General features: G+C 72.5%; 16 protein-coding genes. 9 read left to right on the top strand and 7 right to left on the bottom strand.

Annotation, left to right across the window (positions count from 1 at the left end):
* Positions 1–76 precede the first annotated feature (76 nt).
* The 4 genes from O7623_RS23355 to folP all read right to left on the bottom strand — a co-directional run bounded on the left by O7623_RS23355 (position 77) and on the right by folP (position 2,438).
* On the bottom strand, positions 77–544 hold the full coding sequence (locus O7623_RS23355; protein ID WP_282225142.1) for a DUF3180 domain-containing protein: 468 nt from the start codon (positions 542–544) through the stop codon (positions 77–79).
* Between the two features lie 85 nt (positions 545–629).
* Positions 630–1,157 carry a 2-amino-4-hydroxy-6-hydroxymethyldihydropteridine diphosphokinase gene (folK, locus tag O7623_RS23350; RefSeq protein WP_282225141.1) on the bottom strand — a complete coding sequence of 176 codons (528 nt, stop codon included), beginning with the start codon at positions 1,155–1,157 and terminating at the stop codon, positions 630–632.
* A complete protein-coding gene (gene folB / locus O7623_RS23345; protein ID WP_282225140.1) occupies positions 1,154–1,516 on the bottom strand; it encodes a dihydroneopterin aldolase in 363 nt (120 codons plus the stop codon). The genes folK and folB overlap by 4 nt, the downstream gene beginning before the upstream one ends.
* Entirely contained in the window at positions 1,509–2,438 is a 930-nt protein-coding gene (gene folP, locus O7623_RS23340; RefSeq protein ID WP_282225139.1) for a dihydropteroate synthase, read from the bottom strand. The genes folB and folP overlap by 8 nt, the downstream gene beginning before the upstream one ends.
* A gap of 328 nt (positions 2,439–2,766) precedes the next feature.
* On the opposite strand from folP, the gene O7623_RS23335 reads away from it, so the two are divergent.
* The 7 genes from O7623_RS23335 to O7623_RS23305 all read left to right on the top strand — a co-directional run bounded on the left by O7623_RS23335 (position 2,767) and on the right by O7623_RS23305 (position 11,417).
* Positions 2,767–3,090, top strand: coding sequence for a hypothetical protein (locus O7623_RS23335; RefSeq protein WP_282225138.1), 324 nt, complete (start codon positions 2,767–2,769; stop codon positions 3,088–3,090).
* Positions 3,091–3,105: 15 nt separating this feature from the next.
* Entirely contained in the window at positions 3,106–3,468 is a 363-nt protein-coding gene (locus tag O7623_RS23330; protein ID WP_282225137.1) for a hypothetical protein, read from the top strand.
* Positions 3,469–3,532: 64 nt separating this feature from the next.
* A complete protein-coding gene (locus O7623_RS23325; protein WP_282225136.1) occupies positions 3,533–7,180 on the top strand; it encodes an ATP-binding protein in 3,648 nt (1,215 codons plus the stop codon).
* A gap of 1 nt (position 7,181) precedes the next feature.
* Positions 7,182–9,113 (top strand): MFS transporter, encoded by a 1,932-nt coding sequence (locus O7623_RS23320; RefSeq protein WP_282225135.1) that lies wholly within the window; start codon positions 7,182–7,184, stop codon positions 9,111–9,113.
* A gap of 6 nt (positions 9,114–9,119) precedes the next feature.
* A complete protein-coding gene (locus O7623_RS23315) occupies positions 9,120–9,668 on the top strand; it encodes a hypothetical protein (protein WP_282225134.1) in 549 nt (182 codons plus the stop codon).
* Positions 9,665–10,792: a M23 family metallopeptidase gene (locus O7623_RS23310; RefSeq protein WP_282225133.1), complete on the top strand. Its 1,128-nt coding sequence runs from the start codon at positions 9,665–9,667 to the stop codon at positions 10,790–10,792. The genes O7623_RS23315 and O7623_RS23310 overlap by 4 nt, the downstream gene beginning before the upstream one ends.
* Before the next feature lie 22 nt (positions 10,793–10,814).
* On the top strand, positions 10,815–11,417 hold the full coding sequence (locus O7623_RS23305; RefSeq protein WP_282225132.1) for a hypothetical protein: 603 nt from the start codon (positions 10,815–10,817) through the stop codon (positions 11,415–11,417).
* A gap of 13 nt (positions 11,418–11,430) precedes the next feature.
* Here the strand turns inward: O7623_RS23305 and O7623_RS23300 are convergent, their stop codons facing one another.
* The gene (locus O7623_RS23300) at positions 11,431–11,982 is read right to left on the bottom strand and encodes a hypothetical protein (RefSeq protein ID WP_282225131.1); all 552 of its coding nucleotides are present in this window, start codon (positions 11,980–11,982) and stop codon (positions 11,431–11,433) included.
* Between the two features lie 216 nt (positions 11,983–12,198).
* Here O7623_RS23300 and O7623_RS23295 point away from each other — a divergent pair, with 216 nt between their 5' ends.
* Together O7623_RS23295 and O7623_RS23290 are read left to right on the top strand one after the other, a co-directional pair.
* A complete protein-coding gene (locus O7623_RS23295; protein ID WP_282225130.1) occupies positions 12,199–14,874 on the top strand; it encodes an FtsK/SpoIIIE domain-containing protein in 2,676 nt (891 codons plus the stop codon).
* Entirely contained in the window at positions 14,871–15,506 is a 636-nt protein-coding gene (locus tag O7623_RS23290; protein ID WP_282225129.1) for a hypothetical protein, read from the top strand. The genes O7623_RS23295 and O7623_RS23290 overlap by 4 nt, the downstream gene beginning before the upstream one ends.
* 64 nt (positions 15,507–15,570) lie before the next feature.
* On the opposite strand, the gene folE is transcribed toward O7623_RS23290, so the two are convergent.
* Together folE and ftsH are read right to left on the bottom strand one after the other, a co-directional pair.
* On the bottom strand, positions 15,571–16,197 hold the full coding sequence (gene folE, locus O7623_RS23285) for a GTP cyclohydrolase I FolE (protein WP_282225128.1): 627 nt from the start codon (positions 16,195–16,197) through the stop codon (positions 15,571–15,573).
* Between the two features lie 50 nt (positions 16,198–16,247).
* Entirely contained in the window at positions 16,248–18,263 is a 2,016-nt protein-coding gene (ftsH, locus tag O7623_RS23280; protein WP_282225127.1) for an ATP-dependent zinc metalloprotease FtsH, read from the bottom strand.
* Positions 18,264–18,499: the final 236 nt, after the last annotated feature.

The following is an 18,499-nucleotide window of genomic DNA, read 5'->3' as shown; positions in this document are numbered from 1 at the left end:
GCGACCGGGTACGGCCGTCACCCCCCGTGTGCGCAGGCGACCACCGGAACCGGTGCGGGCGGCAGCCGACGACGGCTCAGCCGACGGGCGGTTCCGGGGTGTCGGAATCCTCCGGCTGGTCCGGCACCCGGCAGGCGCGTTCGAGCCAGACGGCGGCCGCCACCAGCGCGAGCGACGCGGCGAGGCCACTGACGGCCGCAGGCAGATCGTTGTCCGCCGCCCGGGTCTGCTGGATGAACAGCCACAGCACCAGCCCCGCGTAGAAGCCGGCGAAGATCGCTCCGGCGAGCGCCGACGCCTTGGCCAGCACCACGAACCTGGCGACCAGCAGGGGGTTGACCGGATCCTGGCCCGGCCGGCGGTCGATGCGGGCGCGGGTGTTGATCGCCGCGTACCCCTCGAGTACCGCCAGAGCCGCCAGCGTCACAGAGGGTAACCACGGGAAGACCGGCATCCGTACGTACCAGGTGCTGATCACCCACCACCCGACGGCGGCCGCCGCCAACGCCGCCACCACGAGCGTCGAGGCCCGGGTGGGTTCCATCCGTGGCTCGTCCGGCCCCCGGCCACGCGGACTGACCCCGGGCCCGGTCACGGCAGCACCGGCACAGCGATCGACAGACGCACCTTCACTGTGCCGACTCTAGCGGCAGATCCGGACGCGGGCGCAGATCGCGCAGGTCACTCGCGACGGGTTCCCGACCGAGCAGGTCGGTCAGCCAGCCGTGTCCCGGCAGCTGCCCGTACGGCGCGATGTCGATCCACGGACGCAGCACGAAGGCCCGCAGGTGGGCGCGGGGATGCGGCAGAACCAGCTCCGGGTCGTCGCTGTGCACCGGCGAACCGTCGGCGGACCAGACGGCGACGACGTCCACGTCGAGGCTGCGGGGTCCGTACGGCCGGTCCGCCTCGCGCACCCGCCCGGCGGCCTGCTCCAGGGCGCGGCAGCGGTCCAGCCAGTCGACGGCAGCGGCAGCCGGGTCGGCGACGAGGACGACCGCGTTCAGGTAGTCCGGCTGCGCGGGATCACCCCACGGCGGGTTCTCGTACACCCCCGACACCACCAGCAGTACGTCGTCGAGCGCCCGCACCGCGTCGCGCAACCGCGCGTACCGGTCGCCGAGGTTGCTGCCCAGGGCGAGCACCGCCCGGGTCACGACCGGCTCCGGGTGAGGGTGACCGCGACGTCGGCGAACTCGTGCGGGATCGGTGCCTGCGGCTTGTGGACGGTGACCGTCGCGCTCCGGACCCGGGGGTCGGCCAGGCAGACCGCCGCGAGCCGGTCGGCCAGCGTCTCGATCAGGTTCACCGGCTCGCCGGCCACGACGGCGACGAGCTGGCCGGCGAGGTCACCGTAGTGCACGGTCTGCTCGACCTGGTCCGTCCGGACCGCCGGGGCGAGGTCCAGTTCGAGTACGACGTCCACGACGAAGTCCTGGCCGGCCGCCCGCTCCTGCGGGTAGACGCCGTGCCGGCCACGGGCCCGCAGCCCGGTGAGCTGGATCCGGTCAGTCATCGTCGGCTCCCGTGATCGGTTCAGTGGGCCGGCTCCGGTGGTCGGGTCGGTGACTCGGAGCCGTCGTCGGCTGCGGGGGCCGGGTGGTGAGCGCGGGACGACCGCTGGCCTGCCAGACGGCGAGCGCGTCGACGGTGTCCCGCACATCGTGCACGCGGACCCCCCAGGCACCGGCGGCGACGGCCAGCAGGCTGGTCGCGGTGGTCGCGGCGGCCCGCTGGTCCACCGGGCGGGGCGTGCCGTCCGGATCGGCGAGCAGCCGCCCCAGGTAGGACTTGCGACTGGCGGCGAAGAGCAGCGGATAGCCGAGGCGGAGCAGCTCACCCAGGTGGACGGTGAGCTGCCAGTTGTGTTCCGGACGTTTGGCGAAGCCGAGGCCGGGGTCGACGACGATCCGCTCGGCGGCCACCCCGGCGGCGAGCGCGGCGTCGACCCGCGCGGCGAGTTCCGCACGGACCTCGGCGACCACGTCGCGGTAGTCGGCCAGGTCCTGCATCCGGTCGGAGTGGCCCCGCCAGTGCATCAGGATCCACTGGCAGCCGGCGGCCGCGACCACGGCGCCCATCGCCGGGTCGGCCAGGCCACCGGAGACGTCGTTGACCACGCTCACCCCGGCGGCGAGCGCGGCGTCGGCCACCCGGGCCCGGGTGGTGTCGATGCTCATCGGTACGCCAGCGGCGGCCAGCTCGCGGATGACCGGTATTACCCGGGCCACCTCGGTCTCCGGGTCGACCCGCTGTGCTCCGGGCCGGGTGGACTCGCCGCCGACGTCGACCAGGTCCGCGCCGTCGCGGTGCAGCCGGACCCCGTGCGCGACGGCGGCGTCGAGGTCGGCGTACCGCCCGCCGTCGGAGAAGGAGTCGGGCGTGACGTTCAGGACGCCCATCACGACCGGCCTGGCCGGGCGTAGTAGATCTGTCACGGGTAGACGGTACCGGCGCACTTCGTGGCCGGACGCGACCGGGCGCGGTGGGTACCCTCGAATGAGACAACGGTCGCGGGCGGCGCTGTCGGTCTGGTTCCACGCAGCTTGTACCAGACAAGGGTGGCCCGTACGCTTTGCAGTTGCCGGGGGCCAGTGGGGGCGAAGGTTGAGAAGAAGGGCCGAAGTTGGACAAAGTGCCCAGACGTCGTGACCGTACGCAGTGATCGTCGGACATAGGGTCGACCTTCGCGGCTCGACCCACGACGCCCACAAGGTGTGACAACTGCAGTGCCCCGGCTCTGCCGGCCGCACACCGGAGGTTCCCATGATCGAAACGACGCTCGTCGAAGCGGTCCACGCCAGCGTGGTCTCCGCCGTCGACACGCTGTCGCTGCTGGCCGCGCCGACCGGCGAGCCGGACACGCCGACCGGTTTCAACACCGAGGGCGTCGTCTCGTTCCTCGCCAGCAAGGTCGCCCCGATCCTGCTGGCCGTACTGGGCGTGATCTTCATCGGCCGGGCCAGCAAGGGCGAGATCTCCAAGGTGCTGACCAGCTCCGCGATCGCGATCGTCGGTCTGGCGTTCATCGCCGGTGCCGCGACCCTGTTCTTCGTCGGCGACTACCTCATCAACCTGATGTTCGAATAGAGCGCGGAGCACGAGATGCGGCTGCGCACCGACGACGACATCTACCGGGCCCGGTTGGTCTACCTGGGCCCGCCGGGCTACACGCTGCCGATCCACCTGCCGTACGCCCAGTACGGGGTTTTCATCCTACTTGTTCCGTTCTACATGTTCGTCCACTGGGCGTTCACCTTCAACGTGGAACTCTTCCCCGCCTGGGAGATCGCGCTCGCGATCGTCACGACCTCCTTCATCTTCCGGTACGTCGACCCGGACCGGCCGGCCCGGATGGTCGTGCGCACCGCCCTCACGGACTGGCGCCGGACCCGGGAACCGGCGACCGAGCAGCGGGACCCACGCCTGATCGCCAGCCACATCAGGATCCGGGAGGAGTTGGCATGACCTGCACCGGCATCCGGACGCCGGCCCGCACCCACTCCGGCAGCCACGCGTGCGAGGCGATGGCATGAGTCGATCATTCCCGCCGGGCGGCCCCCGCCCGGCAGGTCAGCCGGCCGACAACGGTGGTAACGGTAAGCGATCACACGACTACCGCAGCACCGACTCGGACGAGGCCCCCGAGACCGAACTCGTCACCAGCCCGAGCCACGGCGCGGTCGCGGTCTTCCAGACCCCGTCGGCAACCCGCGGCCCCCGCGCCGGCCGCACCGCCTCCGGGCCGGCCACGCCGACCTCGCCGCACCATCCGGTGCCGACCCCCCGGGCCTCCGGTGCCACCGACCACAGCGACATCGACTCGCCCTTCCTCGACCTCTTCTCCGGCACCACCCCCAGCACGCAGCGGCACCGGCCGGCCATCCAGCCTCCCACCCGGCCCACCGCCATCGAACCGCCGAACCGACCCAGTGCCATCGAGCCCCCGGCGCGACCCGCCGCGATCCCACCGCAGGCCCCGCCCGGCGCCATCGCACCGCCGGCCCGCTCCGGGCCCGCCCAGGCGCCGCCGGCCCGCTCCGGGCCCGCCGAAGCCCCACCGGACGGGATCGGCACCGCCCTGACCGGCCCGACCGCCGACCACCCCGACCCGGCGACCCGGCGGCGGAGCGCGGCACCACCTCCCCGTACCGCGACAGAGGCCGTCCCGGCGACGGAGCCGGCGGCACCGCACGGGCCCGGCTCCGCCCCGGCGGACCGCACGGGACACCCGCACCCCGACGCACGCCCCGCGACGACGGCACGGACGACGCCACCGGACCGCCCGGCACCGCGGACCCGGACCTCGCCGGACCCGGTCGCGCCCGGCGACATCCCCGGCCCGCCGCCGACCGGCTGGGACACCGCCGGCCGAGGCGACCCCGCAGCCGGCCGACCCGCCCCCGCAGCCGCCGCCGGCCGAGGCGACCCCGCCGCCGGCGGAGGCGACCGGGACGCCGCCGCAGCCGCCAGGGCGGCGGTCGACAGCGCGGCCGACCCCGCAGCCGGTGCCGGTGTCGCGCCGGCCACCACCGGCGGCAAGCGACCACGACGGCGGCCCAAGGCCGAGACCTCCCGGTCCGACAAGCCGATCAAGCCGGTCCCGGTACGGCCCCCGAAGGTCAAGTTCACCGACCGCGACCCCGCCGCCGAACTCGCGATCACCGAGATCGCCGGCCACCTGACCTTCACCCCGAACACCGTCACCGCCTGGTACTGGCTCCCGGAGGTGCGCTGGGCCTTCCGGCCCGACGCCGAACGGGAGGTGCTGCTGTCGGCGATCTCCGAGCAGTACGCCGGACTCGCCGGCTTCCGGCTGCACCTGCGCCGCACCACCCGGCCGTTCCCCGCCGACGAATGGGCCCGGACCATCGACGGGCTCACCGCCCACCCGCTGCCCGCCGTCGACGGAGCCGCCTCCTGGGCCGACCACCTGGTCGCCGCCCAACGGCACCTGATGTCGGTCAACCACGCCGAAGGCCAGACCTACCTGGGCATCACCTTCGCTCGGCGGTCCCTCGGCGACTCGCTCTCCGAGCGGGTGCTGCGGTTGTTCGGCCGGGGCGTCGCGGAGAGCGAACGCCGTCGGCTCAGCCGGATGGTCGACCAGTTCGACGAGGTCCTCGGCGCCTTCGGCATGCGCGGCCGGCGGGTGACCGCCGGCGAACTCGAATGGTTGCTCTACCGGTCGGTCGCCCTGTGCATGACCCCACCGACGATGCTCTCGCCGGTCCGCGACGGCAACTGGGACCGCGGCGATCTGCTCGCCCTCACCGAGCAGATCGAGCGCTACCGCACCCCGTACGGCTCGACGCTCAAGCTGGTCAACCGGATGAGCGGCGAGGAACGTCACGTCGCCGTGCTGGCCGTGGGCCGGATGGAACCGCTGGAGATCCCCGAACGGCACGAGCCGTGGATGCACTTCCACGAGCGGCTGCCCTGGCCGATGGAGATCTCCTCCCGGATCGACCTGCTCGGCCCGACCGACTCGTTCCGCAACCTGGAACACCGGCTCCGCATGATCCGGTCGCAGCAGCTCGACTACGCCGAACACGGCATCGACGCCCCGCCGGAGCTGGAGCGCCTGGCGAAACGGGCGCTCAACATCGGCGACGAGATGACCACCGGGCTGCCCGTCGAGTCCGCCCGGGCGCACGGCTGGCACCGCATCGCGGTCGGCGGCCGTACCCGGGAGGAGTGCCTGGAACGCGCCCGCCGACTCATCCAGCTCTACTCCCGTGAGATGCGGATCTCGCTGCAGCATCCGAAGAACCAGGACTGGCTCGCCCGCGAGTTCATCCCCGGCGAACCGGTGGCCAACACCGGCTACATCCGACGGATGCCGGTGAAGCTGCTCGCCGCCGCGCTGCCGCAGGCGGCGTCGACCGTCGGCGACCGCCGTGGCGACCTGATCGGGCGGACCGCCGGCACCTGCCGCCGACCCGTCTTCCTCGACCTGCACTTCCCGATGGAGGTCCGGGAACGGTCCGGGCTCGCCGTCTTCGTCGCCGAGCCCGGCGGTGGCAAGTCGACCCTGCTCGGCGCCCTCGGATACCTGGCTGCCCGCCGGGGCGTCCAGGTGACGCTGCTCGACCCGTCCGGGCCGCTCGCCCGGCTCTGCGCCATGCCGGAGCTGCGGCCGTACTCACGGGTGCTCAACCTGACCGGCTCCGAACAGGGGACGTTGGCGCCGTACTCGCTGATCCCGACCCCGGTCCGGGCGGAGTTCGCGACCGGTGCCGCCGGCGACCGCGAGTACGAGATCGCCGTCTCCAACGCACGGGCCGAACGGCGCATGCTGGTCCAGGACATCTGCATGATGCTGGTGCCACCACAGGTGGCCCGGGAGTCGTCGACCGCCACCCTGCTGCGGCACGCGGTCCGGCAGGTCCCCGCCGAGGAGACCTCGACCCTCGACAACGTCGTCGCCTGCCTCAACGGCATCGACGAGGACGGCCGGGAGCTGGCGAACCTGCTGCTGGACACCGCCGAGATGCCGCTGGCGCTGCTGTTCTTCGGCTCCCCGTCGCCCGGGCTGCTCGGTGCCGACGCCGCGTTGACCGTGATCACCATGGCCGGGCTGCGGCTGCCGGACCTCAAAATCGAACGCGAGTACTGGTCGGCGGAGGAGGCGTTGGCGCTGCCGATGCTGCACACCGCGCACCGGCTCGCCGTACGGCGCTGCTACGGCGGCTCGATGTCGTCGCGCAAACTGGTCGGCCTCGACGAGGCGCACTTCATGGAGGGCTGGCGGTCCGGCCGGTCCTTCCTGGTCCGCCTGGCCAGGGACTCCCGCAAGTGGAACCTCGCGGCGTTGGTCTCCTCGCAGAACCCGAAGGACATTCTCGGCCTCGACGTTCAGAACCTGGTCTCCACCGTCTTCGTCGGACGCATCGCCGAGGACGAGGAGATCGCCGCCGAAGCGCTGCGGCTGCTGCGGGTCCCAGTCGACGACGGTTACGAAGCGACCCTCGCCTCGTTGTCCAGCGTAGACAGCTCGTCGGCGGCCCGCCTCGGCTTCCGGGAGTTCATCATGCGCGACGTGGACGGACGGGTGCAGAAGGTCCGGGTCGACGTGTCGTACGTGGACGGCCTGCTCGACCACCTGGACACCACCCCCGGCACACCGCAGTCGGCACCGGCAGGACTGCCATCAGCGCTCAGCGACCTGGAGGTGTGACGTGGCGAGGACCGCGACCCGGTGCACCGCACTACTGCTCGCCGTCCTGATCACCGCCGTGGCGAGCGTCTCCTGGCCGGTCCTGGCTGCGGGGTCTGCCGCACAGGCCGCCCCGATCGCCCCGGTCGCCCAGTTGCCGGCCCAGGACCCGACGAACCTGTGCCCGGTGGAGGCGTGGCAGGCCGACTTCCGGGCCTGCCTCGACCGCCTGGAGGACGTCGGCTCCGCCCGCGCCCAGTGTCTGAAGCCACCGGCCCCGAGCGCTCCCGACTCCGGCTTCGGCGGCTGGTTCGCCACCCAGCCGGAGCAGACCGAGGGCGCGGGCGGGCTGTACATGAACTACGGGTACGCCGGCTACCGGTTCCCCACCTACGACCTCGACGGCGGCTGCGCGTCCAGCGTGACCAACGTCGACGTCAGCGCGTTCAACGGCATCGCCAACTTCGAGATGATGGTGGCCACGGCCATCATCGGCGCCTCGAACGCGATCCGCGAACGCGCCTGGGATCCGGGCACCATGTACGCCTGGGCCGACCCCCTGGTGGAGCAGGCCACCACCGCCATCTACGAGGAGGTCTTCACCGTCTTCGGCCTGATCACGCTCTGCGTGGTGGGCCTCTACCTGATCTGGCGGTCCCGACAGTCCGACATGAGCAACATGATCACCACCGCCGGGTGGGCGGTCCTGATCATGGTGGTGGTGACGGCGATCGCCGCCTGGCCGGTGCGCTCGGCCAACCTCGCCGACGGCGCCCTGACCAGCACGCTCGGCGTCGTGCACGAAGCGGTCGGCCCCCGCGCCGTCGAGATCCCGGCAGAGGAGTGCCCGGAGGCCGACGCGCAGCGCTGCGCCGACCAGCGCCCGCCGGCCGTCCGGGCCAGCGACACCATCACCTCGTCGATGATCTATCGCAACTGGCTGCGTGGGGTGCTCGGGTCGGCGGACAGCCCGACGGCGCAGAAGTACGGCTTCGCGTTGTACGACGCCCAGGCCTTCACCTGGGTGGAGATCGAGGCGATGCGGGCCGACCCGGCGCGACGCGACGCCATCATCTCGGCCAAGAACCAGCAGTGGATGAAGGTGGCCGAACAGATCCGTACCGAGGATCCGGAGGCGTACGAGCACCTGCAGGGCATCCGCGAGATGGACCGGGTCGGTACCGGCCTGATCGCCATCTTCGCCGCGGTCATGTTCGCCATGTTCGACCTGGCGGCGTCGCTGCTCGTGCTGCTCGGCTTCCTGCTCTTCCGCTGGGTGGTGGTCGCGGCACCGATCCTCGGCACCATCGGGCTGCTGCGCCCGGCCGGGGCCGGGATGCGCCGACTCGGCAACGCGGTCGTCGCCGCGATCTTCAACATCGCGATCTTCGGCACCGGCGCGGCCGTGTACCTCTTCGCCGTCGATCTGATCATGAGTACGCCGACCCTGCCGGGCTGGCTGCAGGTGGTGCTGATCTGGCTCTGCGGCATGGTCGGCTGGCTGTTGCTGCGCCCGTACCGGCGGATCACCGAGCTGGGCGGTCGCGGCGGCTCCGGTGGCGGCAGCTCCTGGCATCTGCGGTACTTCCGGGAAACCAGGGAGACCCGCGAACCGGAACAGGTCGTGGTCCGCACCAAGGGCGGTGACCGGAGCACGGTGGTCAAGCAGTCCACCGTCCGGCCGGAGGCCCGCCTGGAGGATCCGGCCGCCGACAAGCCGCGCACCGACAGCACCGCCGCCCCGGCCCGGGAACGCCCGGACGGTCGCGAATCGGCCCCGGATCCGTCGCCGGAGCCCACGGCGGCACCGGCGACGGCCAGACCGCGCCGCACCCCGACCTGGACGGCCCCGGACGTGCCGGCCGAGCAGCAGCAGTACGCCATCTACCGGCCGGGCAGCGCGCCGAAGAGCACCGAGGCGCCGAAGCCACGGATCCGTACCGAGGCGCGGTGAGCCCGGATGCGCGCCGTCATCGCCTTCCTGACCCGGTTCCTCTTCCGGTCCCGGGTCGGGCTGGCGATCCTGCTGCTCGTCGTCGTGGTCAGCGTGATCGGGATCGGGCAGGTGGTCGGTCCCGGCGACGGTGCCGTCCGGCCGCCGTTGGGCAACCCCGGTCCACAACCGGCGCTGACCATCGACCCGACCGCCGGTGACGACGGCATCCAGTCGGTCGCTCCGCCGCCCGACCCGGTGACCAGTCCGGGCGCGCCGGACCCGCAGACCGTCGCGATGGCGTTCGCGACCGAGTGGATCCGGCGCGATCTCGGCCCGGAGCAGTGGCACCGCGGGCTGCGCCCGTACGTCACCGCCGAGCTCGCCGAGAAGCTGGTCGGAGTGGACCCGGTGGTGGTGCCGGCGGAGCGGTTGACCGGGGAGCCCGCCGTCGTCCCGTACGCGACGAATCTGGTCGAGGTGGTGATCGACGTGGACTCCGGCCTGCTGCGGCTGCGGCTGACCGGCCCGGACGGGATCTGGCTGGTCGACGGGGTGGACTGGGAGCGGGGATGAGCGACGCCGAGCCCAGCCTCCGGTCGCGGGCCGGCCGGCATGTCGCCCTCACCGTGGCGCTGACCGCGACGATGGTGCTGCTGTGCTGCACCGGCGGGATCGGTGCCGTGCTGTTCAGCGACGATGCCGACCAGTCGACGTTGTTCAGCACGTTCGGCTGCGGCCGGGAGGGGCCGGTCGACCCGGACCGCGCCCCCCGGATCGGGCCGTACGGGCCGGACCAGATCGCCAACGCGGTGGTGATCATCAACGTCGGTGCCGAGATGTCGGTCCCGCCGCGCGGCTGGGTGATCGCGGTCGCCACCGCCATGCAGGAGTCCGCCCTACGCAACCTGGGGAATCTGGGGTCCCGCAACGATCACGACTCGCTCGGGCTGTTCCAGCAGCGGCCGAGCCAGGGTTGGGGCACCCCCGAACAGCTGCAGGACCCGGCGTACTCGTCCGGGAAGTTCTACGACAAGCTCCTCACCATCGACGGCTGGGAGACGATGGCGTTGACCGTCGCCGCGCAGCGCGTACAGGTCAGCGCCTTCCCGGACGCCTACGCCAAGCACGAACCCCTCGCCACCCGGATCGTCAACGTACTCACCGACGGCGCGGCCCGCGCGGTGAGCGGGCCCGACGGGCTCCGCTGCGCCGCCGACGGGGAGATCGCCGCCTCGGGGTGGACCAGGCCGGTGCCGGGCAACGTCGGCTCCGGGTTCCGCACCAATGCCCGGCCGGGACACAACGGCGTGGACATCGCGCAGCCCAAGGGTGTGCTGATCCGGGCAGCGGCGGCGGGCCGGGTGATCGTCTCGCGGTGCGATCCGGACCAGTACGGTCGCCTCGACTGCGACGTCGACGGCTCCCCCAGCAAGGGCGGCTGCGGCTGGTTCGTGGACATCCTGCACGCCGACCAGGTGATCACGAGATACTGTCACATGGTGGAACAGCCGGACGTCGCCACCGGTGAGCTGGTCGACGCCGGGCAGGTGATCGGCAAGGTCGGCTCCAGCGGCAACTCGTCCGGTCCGCACCTGCACTTCGAGGTGCACATCAACGGTGACCGGAGCCGACGTGGCGCGGTCGACCCGGTGCCCTTCATGCGGGAGCGGGGCGCGCCACTGGGCGAGAGCGGCTGATCGACCGGGCGGGAGGACCACGATGACCCGGGAACCGATGCCGGATCCCTTCGCCGATCAGCCGGACTGGGCCCCCCGGCCGCCCCGGCCGCTGGCCCTGGTGCCGGCCGCCGCCGAGGCGGAACTGCGCGGCCGGCGGGTGCTGATCGGGCTGCCCGGGACCGGTTGGCGCGGCGATCTGCGCGGCGACGAGAAGGTCGTGCAGCGCAGCCGCACCTACGTGCCGGTGCTACCGGAGCAGGAGTGGTACCGGGCGGAGTCCGAGGGCGTCGAGGTGTTCGCGCCGTTGGTGCCGGCGGACCGGGTCTGGGTCGAGCGGCCGGACGAGCGGTTGACCGCCCCGCCACGTGACGACGTCCTGTCGCGGCTGGTCTCGCTGGACGCCCCGGCGGCCCGCTTCCCGGTGCCGGCGGTCGACGCCGGCCCGCTCGCCGGCCGACGCATCGTGCACATGGACGACGGCACGGAACGCCGTGATCTGCGCGCGGTCACCGAGCTGCACACCGGTGCCGACGGCGACATCTGTGTGCGGGCCAGCACCGAGCTGGCGTGGTACCGCTGGGTCTGGACCGGTCAGCCGCCGGAGACCATCGAACTGCCGGTGCATCTGGTCTGGGCCGAGTGACGCGTCGCCGCGCTCACGTCAACCGCTCGACCTGGCAGACCCGCCAGCCGCCCTCGTCCACCGTGGTGATCCGCCAACGGTCGGTCAGTCGGGTGATCAACCCCCCGTTCGGCATCCTCCGTTCCACCTCCACGGTCAGCACCGCCCGATCCTGTCCCGAGGACTCGGTGGTCAACTGCCCGATCGTCATCGCCGACAGCGTGCCCTGACGCTGCTCCCACTCGACGGTGTCGGAGCGGTAGGCGGTCAGTGGCGCGATCGACGGTTGCTCACAGAGGTGCAGGTCGGCAACGACATCGTCGCGCTGCAACAGGTACGCGTCGAGGAAGCTCAGCGCTGCCGTCTCCGGCGTGCTGCGGTCGGGGGTGGTGACGTTGGCGTACAGCACGAAGGCGACGCCGGCCCCGCCCATGCAGAGCAGGGCGAGGGCACCGGCGACCAGGACCACCACGAGGCGGAGCCGGCGACCGGGTGGGACCACCGCTGGGGGGATGACGCCCGGAGCGGTCCGCTGCCGGGGCACCCAGCCCCGGCGTACGGGGGTCGCCGGTCGCGTCTGCTCCACCCTTCGACAGTATCCGTCGACAACGTGAGACTGAATAGCGGAGCGGCGTCCTCATTGGTCACATATCCGGCGAAGCACCCCGACGAGTGCCGATCAATCGTGAAACATCGGTTGCCGCCGACCGGCTCCCAGGGCGCTGGGATACCGTCTCAGGTCTGGACTCGACCGGCACCCGCCAGATCGGGTTGGCGAACAAGCAGTAGGCAGGTGGTCGACATGGGCATTGACCTGGACCGCGCCGCCGCGCTGCACCGCTCGGCTGCCGCCGGCGTCGCCGCCCTGACGCTGACCGGGCAGCATCCGGCTACCAGAGTCGACCGGCACGGCGGCGGCCGGCTCGGCGCTGACCGCGACAGCGTCGACCCGGGCACGAGCCAGCACGAGATCGCCGAACAGTTGCGCAGCCTCGCCGCCCGGCTCGCTCCGGGCTGGTGGGGCGCGCCACTGGACGCCCAGACCCCGGCCCTGCCGCTCGGCGACATGGACCAGGCCGGATACGTCCGGATCGGGATCGCCCAGCCCCTCGACGACGCCCGCTTCCCGGTCGTCGTGCCGTTGCTGGGCACCGGGCACCTGGCCATCGACGGCGACGTCCGGGACAGGCGGGTGGCCGGACTGCTCCGGGCGCTGGTGCTCCGGCTGCTGGCCGCCGTACCGCAGCGCCGCCTGACGGTACGGGCGGTGGACGGCATCGCGACGGTGCCCGGCGACGTACTGGCTCCGTTCGGCGCGCTGATCGACGCTGGCGTCCTGCGCCCGGCGGCCACCCAGACCGCCGGGCTGCGGTCCGTGCTGGCCGAGGCGGAACAGTGGATCCGCCCGGCCCGACCGACCGTCGCCCGGCACCACCGGCACGGCCGGTTCATGGTCCTGGTGATCGCGTCACTGCCCGAGGACACCGAGGGTGTCGACCTCGACCGGATCGCCCGGCTCGCGCAGGCGGGCCCCGACCACGGTCTGCACCTGGTGGTCGCGGGTTGGCCACCGCCGCCGTTGAGCGCCGAGCAGACCCGCGACGACCTGCCGCGCAGCACCACGGTGCGGCTGCGCAACCCGCACGTACTGGTCGGCGACCCGCCGGGCGAGGCATTCGGCGATCCCGCGTCGGCCGGACCCGGCCGACCGGGCGGGTTGGCCGTGCCGGTGTACCTCGACGCGGACCCGCCGCACCACCTCGTCGACCGGGTCAGTGCCGAACTGGCGGCGGCCGGTCCCCCGGCCCGCCCGACGCTCACCGAACTCCTGCCCGACCCGGCCACCCAGTGCTGGACCGAATCGGCGGCCGACGGCCTGGTGGTCGTCGCCGGTTTCGACGGCCACCGTCAGGTGCCGTTGGGTTTCACCGACGTCACCCCACACTGGCTGGTCGCCGGCGAGGCCGGGGCCGCGGTGGCCGACTTTCTGGTCGACGTCCTGTACGGGCTCGCCGTCCGGTACCCGCCGGACGGGCTGACCGTACATCTGGTGGACCTGTCGCCCGGGGAGTCCTTCGCCGGCGTCACCGCGACCCCTGCCGAGCCGGCCTGGTTGCCGCACGTCGCGTCGGTCGGCGTCGAGGCCGACCCGGAGTACGGGCTGTCGGTACTGCGACTGCTCGCCGCCGAGGTGGAACGGCGCACCTGGCTGGCTGCCCGCAGCGGCGCCAGCCGGTTCGCCGACCTCGCGGCACACGCCCGGATCGGCCGTGTCCTCTGTGTCATCAAGGATCCGGGGCCGCTGCTCGACCGCTCCAGTAGCACCGCCGCCGACGCCGTCGAACTGCTGGACCGGATCGCCCGGGGCGGTCGCGGCTGCGGCGTCCACCTGCTGCTGGCCGACTCGACCGGCGGCCGGCCGGCCGACGACACGGACAGCGGGACCGCTGGGCCGACCGCCCCGGCCGCCGACGCACCCTGGTGGCAGGACGACACGTTGCGTGGCCACTTCCCCGTACGGGTGGCGTTGTCCGGCGGTGACTGGCTGCTGGAGCCGGACAACGACGCGGCGGCCGGCCTGCCGCTGGGCAGTGCAGTGGTGAACACCGCCGGTGGGCTCGGCGGCCCCCGGGGCGCCACCCGGGGCCACGAGCGGACCGTCAGCTTCCCGGACCCGTACGCGGACCGGCCGGGGCTGACCCGGCTGCGGCGGCAACTCTGGTCCCGGGCCGACCCGCAGGCCAGACCGCCGCAGGTGTTCGCCGGGTACGCCGAACCGACGTTGGCGGCGGACGCGCCGGTTGCGGGCGACGGCACCGGACCGCCGGTGTGCCGGCTCGGTCGGGCGGTGGAGCTGCCGGAGCGGGCAGCGGAGTTCCGGTTCGAACGCGCCCCCGGGCGGCACCTGGCCGTCTTCGGCTCCCGCACCCGGACGGCCGAGCTGCTCACCACGGCGGTCACCAGCCTCGCCGGGCAGCACGAGCCGGGCACCGGCCGGCTGATCCTCGTGTCGTTCGGCGAGCATGACCGGCCGCAGCTCGACAGCCTCGCCGCCGCGGTCGACGGCCGGCTGACGACGGAGATCGTCGACCTGGACGTGTTGCGGACGCTCGGCGACACATCCACACCCGCCTACCTGGTCATCGCGACGGCCGACGTACTCGAGCTCGGTGGGCCGGCCGCCGCCCGACTGCGCAACCTGCTGGATTCCGGTCCGGCGCGCGGGGTCCACCTGCTCTCCTGCTGGGAACGGGTGGACCCGTTCGTGGCGTTCCTCGGGCCGAGCCCGGAGCTGATCGCCGGCATCGTGCTGCTCGATGTGCCGGTGACCGTAGAAACCGCCGGCCCGGACCGGCTGCCGCCGTGGCGTCCCCGAGACCGTCGTGGCCTGCTGTACGACGCCCAGACCGACCGGCGCACGGTCTTCGTGCCGTACGGCCGCAGCGTGGTGTCCGGGTACGGGGAGGTGCCGTCGTGACCGTGCCCCCGTCCGCCGACTGGGCGGAGTACGCCGCGACCGTCCGGCGACTCGCCCGGCTGCGTCAGGCCCCGGCGGTTCCGTCACCGGGGGCGACTCCCGGTGCGCCGGGGGCGGCGGCGGCCATCGCGGACCGGCTGACGGCACAGCGGCACCAGCTGATCGGGCTCGGCGTACCGCCGGGGGCGCTGGATCCGGCGGCGGAGGAGGTGGCCGCGGCGCGGGCCGCGCTCGAATCGGGTGGCGCTCCCGCCCGCCAGGCCACGGTGGCGCGGACCGTGGCCGCGATGGACGGGGCAGCCGCCGCGCTGGCCGGACCGGCACCGACCGGCGGCAGCTCGCCGGTGTGGCTGCGGAACCTGCTGGTGTACGGGCCGTTCGCGATGATCGTCGTGGTGATCCAGATCGCGTTGTTCGCCGCCGCCGGCGACCAGGCACCGCTGCGCTACGTACTCGGCTGCGGGGTGCTCATGCCGGCGGTGGCGTTCGGTCTCGGCTGGCTGGCCGTCGGGTTCGTCTACGCCGGCCCGGGTCGACAGGTGGACCGTACGCCGTTGGTCGGTCTCGCTGTCTGCGCCGCTCCGCTGCTGCTGGCGCTCGTCCTCGCGGCCGTCGTCGCCCTGCTGCGATGACAGGCGCGCCCCGTACGGTGCCGGGACGCGCCGGCCGGCACCGTCGCCGGTGAGCTCAGCTGGCTCAGCTGTGGATGATCAGGCTCATCGCCTCGGCCCGCGACTTGGCGTCCCGCTGGAAGACGCCACGGACGGCGGAGGTGATGGTCCGGGCACCGGCCTTCTGGATGCCGCGCATCGCCATGCACATGTGCTCGCACTCCAGTACGGCGACCACGCCCCGCGGCTCCAACCGGGCCATCAGCGTGTCGGCGATCTGGGCGGTCAACCGTTCCTGGACCTGCAGCCGCCGTGCGTAGACCTCGACCAGCCGGGCCAGCTTCGACAGCCCGGTGATCCGCCCGGTGGCGCCCGGGATGTAGCCGATGTGCGCGACGCCACGGAACGGCAGCATGTGGTGCTCGCACAGCGACATGACCTCGATGTCGCGGATCAGCACGAGCTCGTCGTGGTTGGCCTCGAAGGTCGTGGTGAGCACCTGGCCGGCGTCGGCCCGCAGGCCGGCCAGCAGTTCGGCGTAGGCGCGGGCGACCCGCCCAGGGGTCTGGCGTAGCCCGTCGCGGTCCGGGTCCTCGCCGACGGCGACGAGGATCTCCCGTACGGCGCGTTCGATGCGGCCCAGATCGACGGAGCGTTCGATCGGGGTGCCGTTGAGCTTGCCGTTGATCAGGCGGGCGGCGAGATAGTCCAACGCATCGTCGTCCGGTTCGGTCGACGATGCGTTGGACGGAGTCTGGCTGCTCAGGGGGTGCCGTCCGAGTTGGCGGACATGCCGGTGCCGAAGATGGCCTGGGCACCGTCCTCGGCGGCCTGCCGGCCGAGGTTCTCCTTCTCGGCCGGGGTCAGCACCGGCGGCTCGGTCGACGGCTGCCGCTTGCCGAAGCCGTTGAACGGGGCCATCGGCGGCCGCTTGGCCACCCGCTCGCAGATCCGCGCCATGTCGGCGGTGGAGAGGGTCTCCTTCTCCATCAGCTCGAGCACCATGTTGTCGAGCACGTCGCGGTACTCGACGAGGATCTCCCACGCCTCGTCGTGTGCCAGCTCGATCAGCGCCCGGACCTCGCCGTCGATCTCGGCGGCGACCGAGTCGGAGTAGTCCCGCTCGTGGCCCATGGTGCGGCCGAGGAACGGCTCGTCGCCGTTGGTGCCGTACTTGACCGCACCGAGCTTGGCGCTCATGCCGTACTGGGTGACCATGGCCCGGGCCAGCGCGCTGGCCTTCTCGATGTCGTTGCCGGCACCGGTGGTGGGCTCGTGGAAGACCAGCTCCTCGGCGGCCCGGCCGCCGAGGGCGTACGCCAGGGTGTCGATCATCTCGGCACGGGTCTGGGTGTACTTGTCCTCGGTCGGCAGCACCAGGGTGTGGCCCAGTGACCGGCCACGGGACAGGATCGTCACCTTGTGCACCGGAGCGGCGTGCGGCAACGCCCAGGCGACCAGCGCGTGCCCGCCCTCGTGGTACGCGGTGATCTTCTTTTCCTTGTCGCCCATCACCCGGGTCCGCCGCTGTGGGCCGGCGACCACCCGGTCGATCGACTCCTCCAGGGCCTCGTTGCTGATGGCCCGGGCGTCCTGCCGGGCGGTCAGCAGCGCCGCCTCGTTGATCACGTTGGCCAGGTCGGCACCGCTGAAGCCGGGGGTCCGGCGGGCGACGGCGTCCAGGTCGACGTCGGGCGCGAACGGCTTGCCCCGGGCGTGCACCCGCAGGATCGACTTGCGGCCCTCCATGTCGGGGGCGTCGACCGGAATCTGCCGGTCGAACCGGCCGGGCCGCAGCAGCGCCGGGTCGAGGATGTCGGGCCGGTTGGTGGCGGCGATCAGGATCACGCCGCCCTTGGTGTCGAACCCGTCCATCTCGACCAGCAGCTGGTTGAGGGTCTGCTCCCGCTCGTCGTGGCCGCCGCCCATGCCGGCGCCCCGGTGCCGGCCGACCGCGTCGATCTCGTCGACGAAGACGATCGCCGGGGCGTTCGCCTTGGCCTGCTCGAACAGGTCACGGACCCGGCTGGCACCGACACCGACGAACATCTCGACGAAGTCGGAACCGGAGATCGAGTAGAACGGCACTCCGGCCTCGCCGGCGACCGCGCGGGCCAGCAGGGTCTTACCGGTGCCGGGTGGGCCGAACAGCAGTACGCCCTTGGGGATCTTGGCGCCGAGGGCCTGATACTTCGCCGGGTTCTGCAGGAAGTCCTTGATCTCCTGCAGCTCCTCGACCGCCTCCTCGGAGCCGGCGACGTCGGCGAAGGTCGTCTTCGGGGTGTCCTTGGTGATCACCTTCGCCTTGGACTTGCCGAAGTTGAGCACCCGGGAGCCGCCGCCCTGCATCTGCGACATGAACAGCAGCAGCAGGATCACCAGGATGGCGATGGGCAGCAGGTTGACCAGCAGCGTGATGAAGATGCTGTCCGACGAGACCTCGGCCTCGGCCGGGCCGGTGATCCGGCCGGCCTCCTTGGCCGCCAGCACGTCGGTCCAGATCTCGCCGCCGACCTCGTACGGGAACTGTGCCTCGATCCGGTCGGTCTCGGTCTCGCCGAACTGCTCCGGCTCGGCCAGGTCGAGCCGGATCGTCTGCTCCCGGTCCTGGAATATCGCCTTGTCGATGCCGCCCTGCTCCAGCCGCTCCAGCGCCACCGAGGTGTCCACCTTGTGGTAGCTGGGGCCGTTGGTGAAGAACGAGCTGAGCGCAATCGCACCGATGATCACCAGGATGATCCAGACCACCGGCCGGCGGAAGAAACGCGTACGTTCCATACGTATGTCGAGCGCCGCGGCGCCCGGACCCTCCTGATCGACGTTCTGACCGTCTGGTTAGCGACCCCGAGGCGCCACCCGCACGCCACGGTCATTCGACGGTACACCGTGGTGGCGCGGCGCGTGTCCGCGCGCCCGGTCGGTCGGTCGGCGTGGGCCTGTCGACTGGCCGGTACGGTGGCGGCGTCCGCCCCGCCGGTACGGGTGTTCGCCCGCACCATCAGACACCGTAGCGC

The organism is Solwaraspora sp. WMMD791, assembly GCF_029581195.1.
In the GTDB taxonomy this organism is placed as follows: Bacteria; Actinomycetota; Actinomycetes; order Mycobacteriales; family Micromonosporaceae; genus Micromonospora_E.
This window is presented reverse-complemented; position numbering and strand designations above follow the sequence as displayed.

What these genes read in the sequence shown, in the direction of transcription:
- O7623_RS23355 (WP_282225142.1), bottom strand. Translation starts at nt 544, where the DNA reads ATGGAACCCACCCGGGCCTCGACGCTCGTGGTGGCGGCGTTGGCGGCG.
- ftsH (WP_282225127.1), bottom strand. Translation starts at nt 18,263, where the DNA reads ATGGAACGTACGCGTTTCTTCCGCCGGCCGGTGGTCTGGATCATCCTG.
- O7623_RS23310 (WP_282225133.1), top strand. Translation starts at nt 9,665, where the DNA reads ATGAGCGACGCCGAGCCCAGCCTCCGGTCGCGGGCCGGCCGGCATGTC.
- O7623_RS23335 (WP_282225138.1), top strand. Translation starts at nt 2,767, where the DNA reads ATGATCGAAACGACGCTCGTCGAAGCGGTCCACGCCAGCGTGGTCTCC.
- O7623_RS23305 (WP_282225132.1), top strand. Translation starts at nt 10,815, where the DNA reads ATGACCCGGGAACCGATGCCGGATCCCTTCGCCGATCAGCCGGACTGG.
- folB (WP_282225140.1), bottom strand. Translation starts at nt 1,516, where the DNA reads ATGACTGACCGGATCCAGCTCACCGGGCTGCGGGCCCGTGGCCGGCAC.
- O7623_RS23330 (WP_282225137.1), top strand. Translation starts at nt 3,106, where the DNA reads ATGCGGCTGCGCACCGACGACGACATCTACCGGGCCCGGTTGGTCTAC.
- O7623_RS23295 (WP_282225130.1), top strand. Translation starts at nt 12,199, where the DNA reads ATGGGCATTGACCTGGACCGCGCCGCCGCGCTGCACCGCTCGGCTGCC.
- O7623_RS23325 (WP_282225136.1), top strand. Translation starts at nt 3,533, where the DNA reads ATGAGTCGATCATTCCCGCCGGGCGGCCCCCGCCCGGCAGGTCAGCCG.
- O7623_RS23315 (WP_282225134.1), top strand. Translation starts at nt 9,120, where the DNA reads ATGCGCGCCGTCATCGCCTTCCTGACCCGGTTCCTCTTCCGGTCCCGG.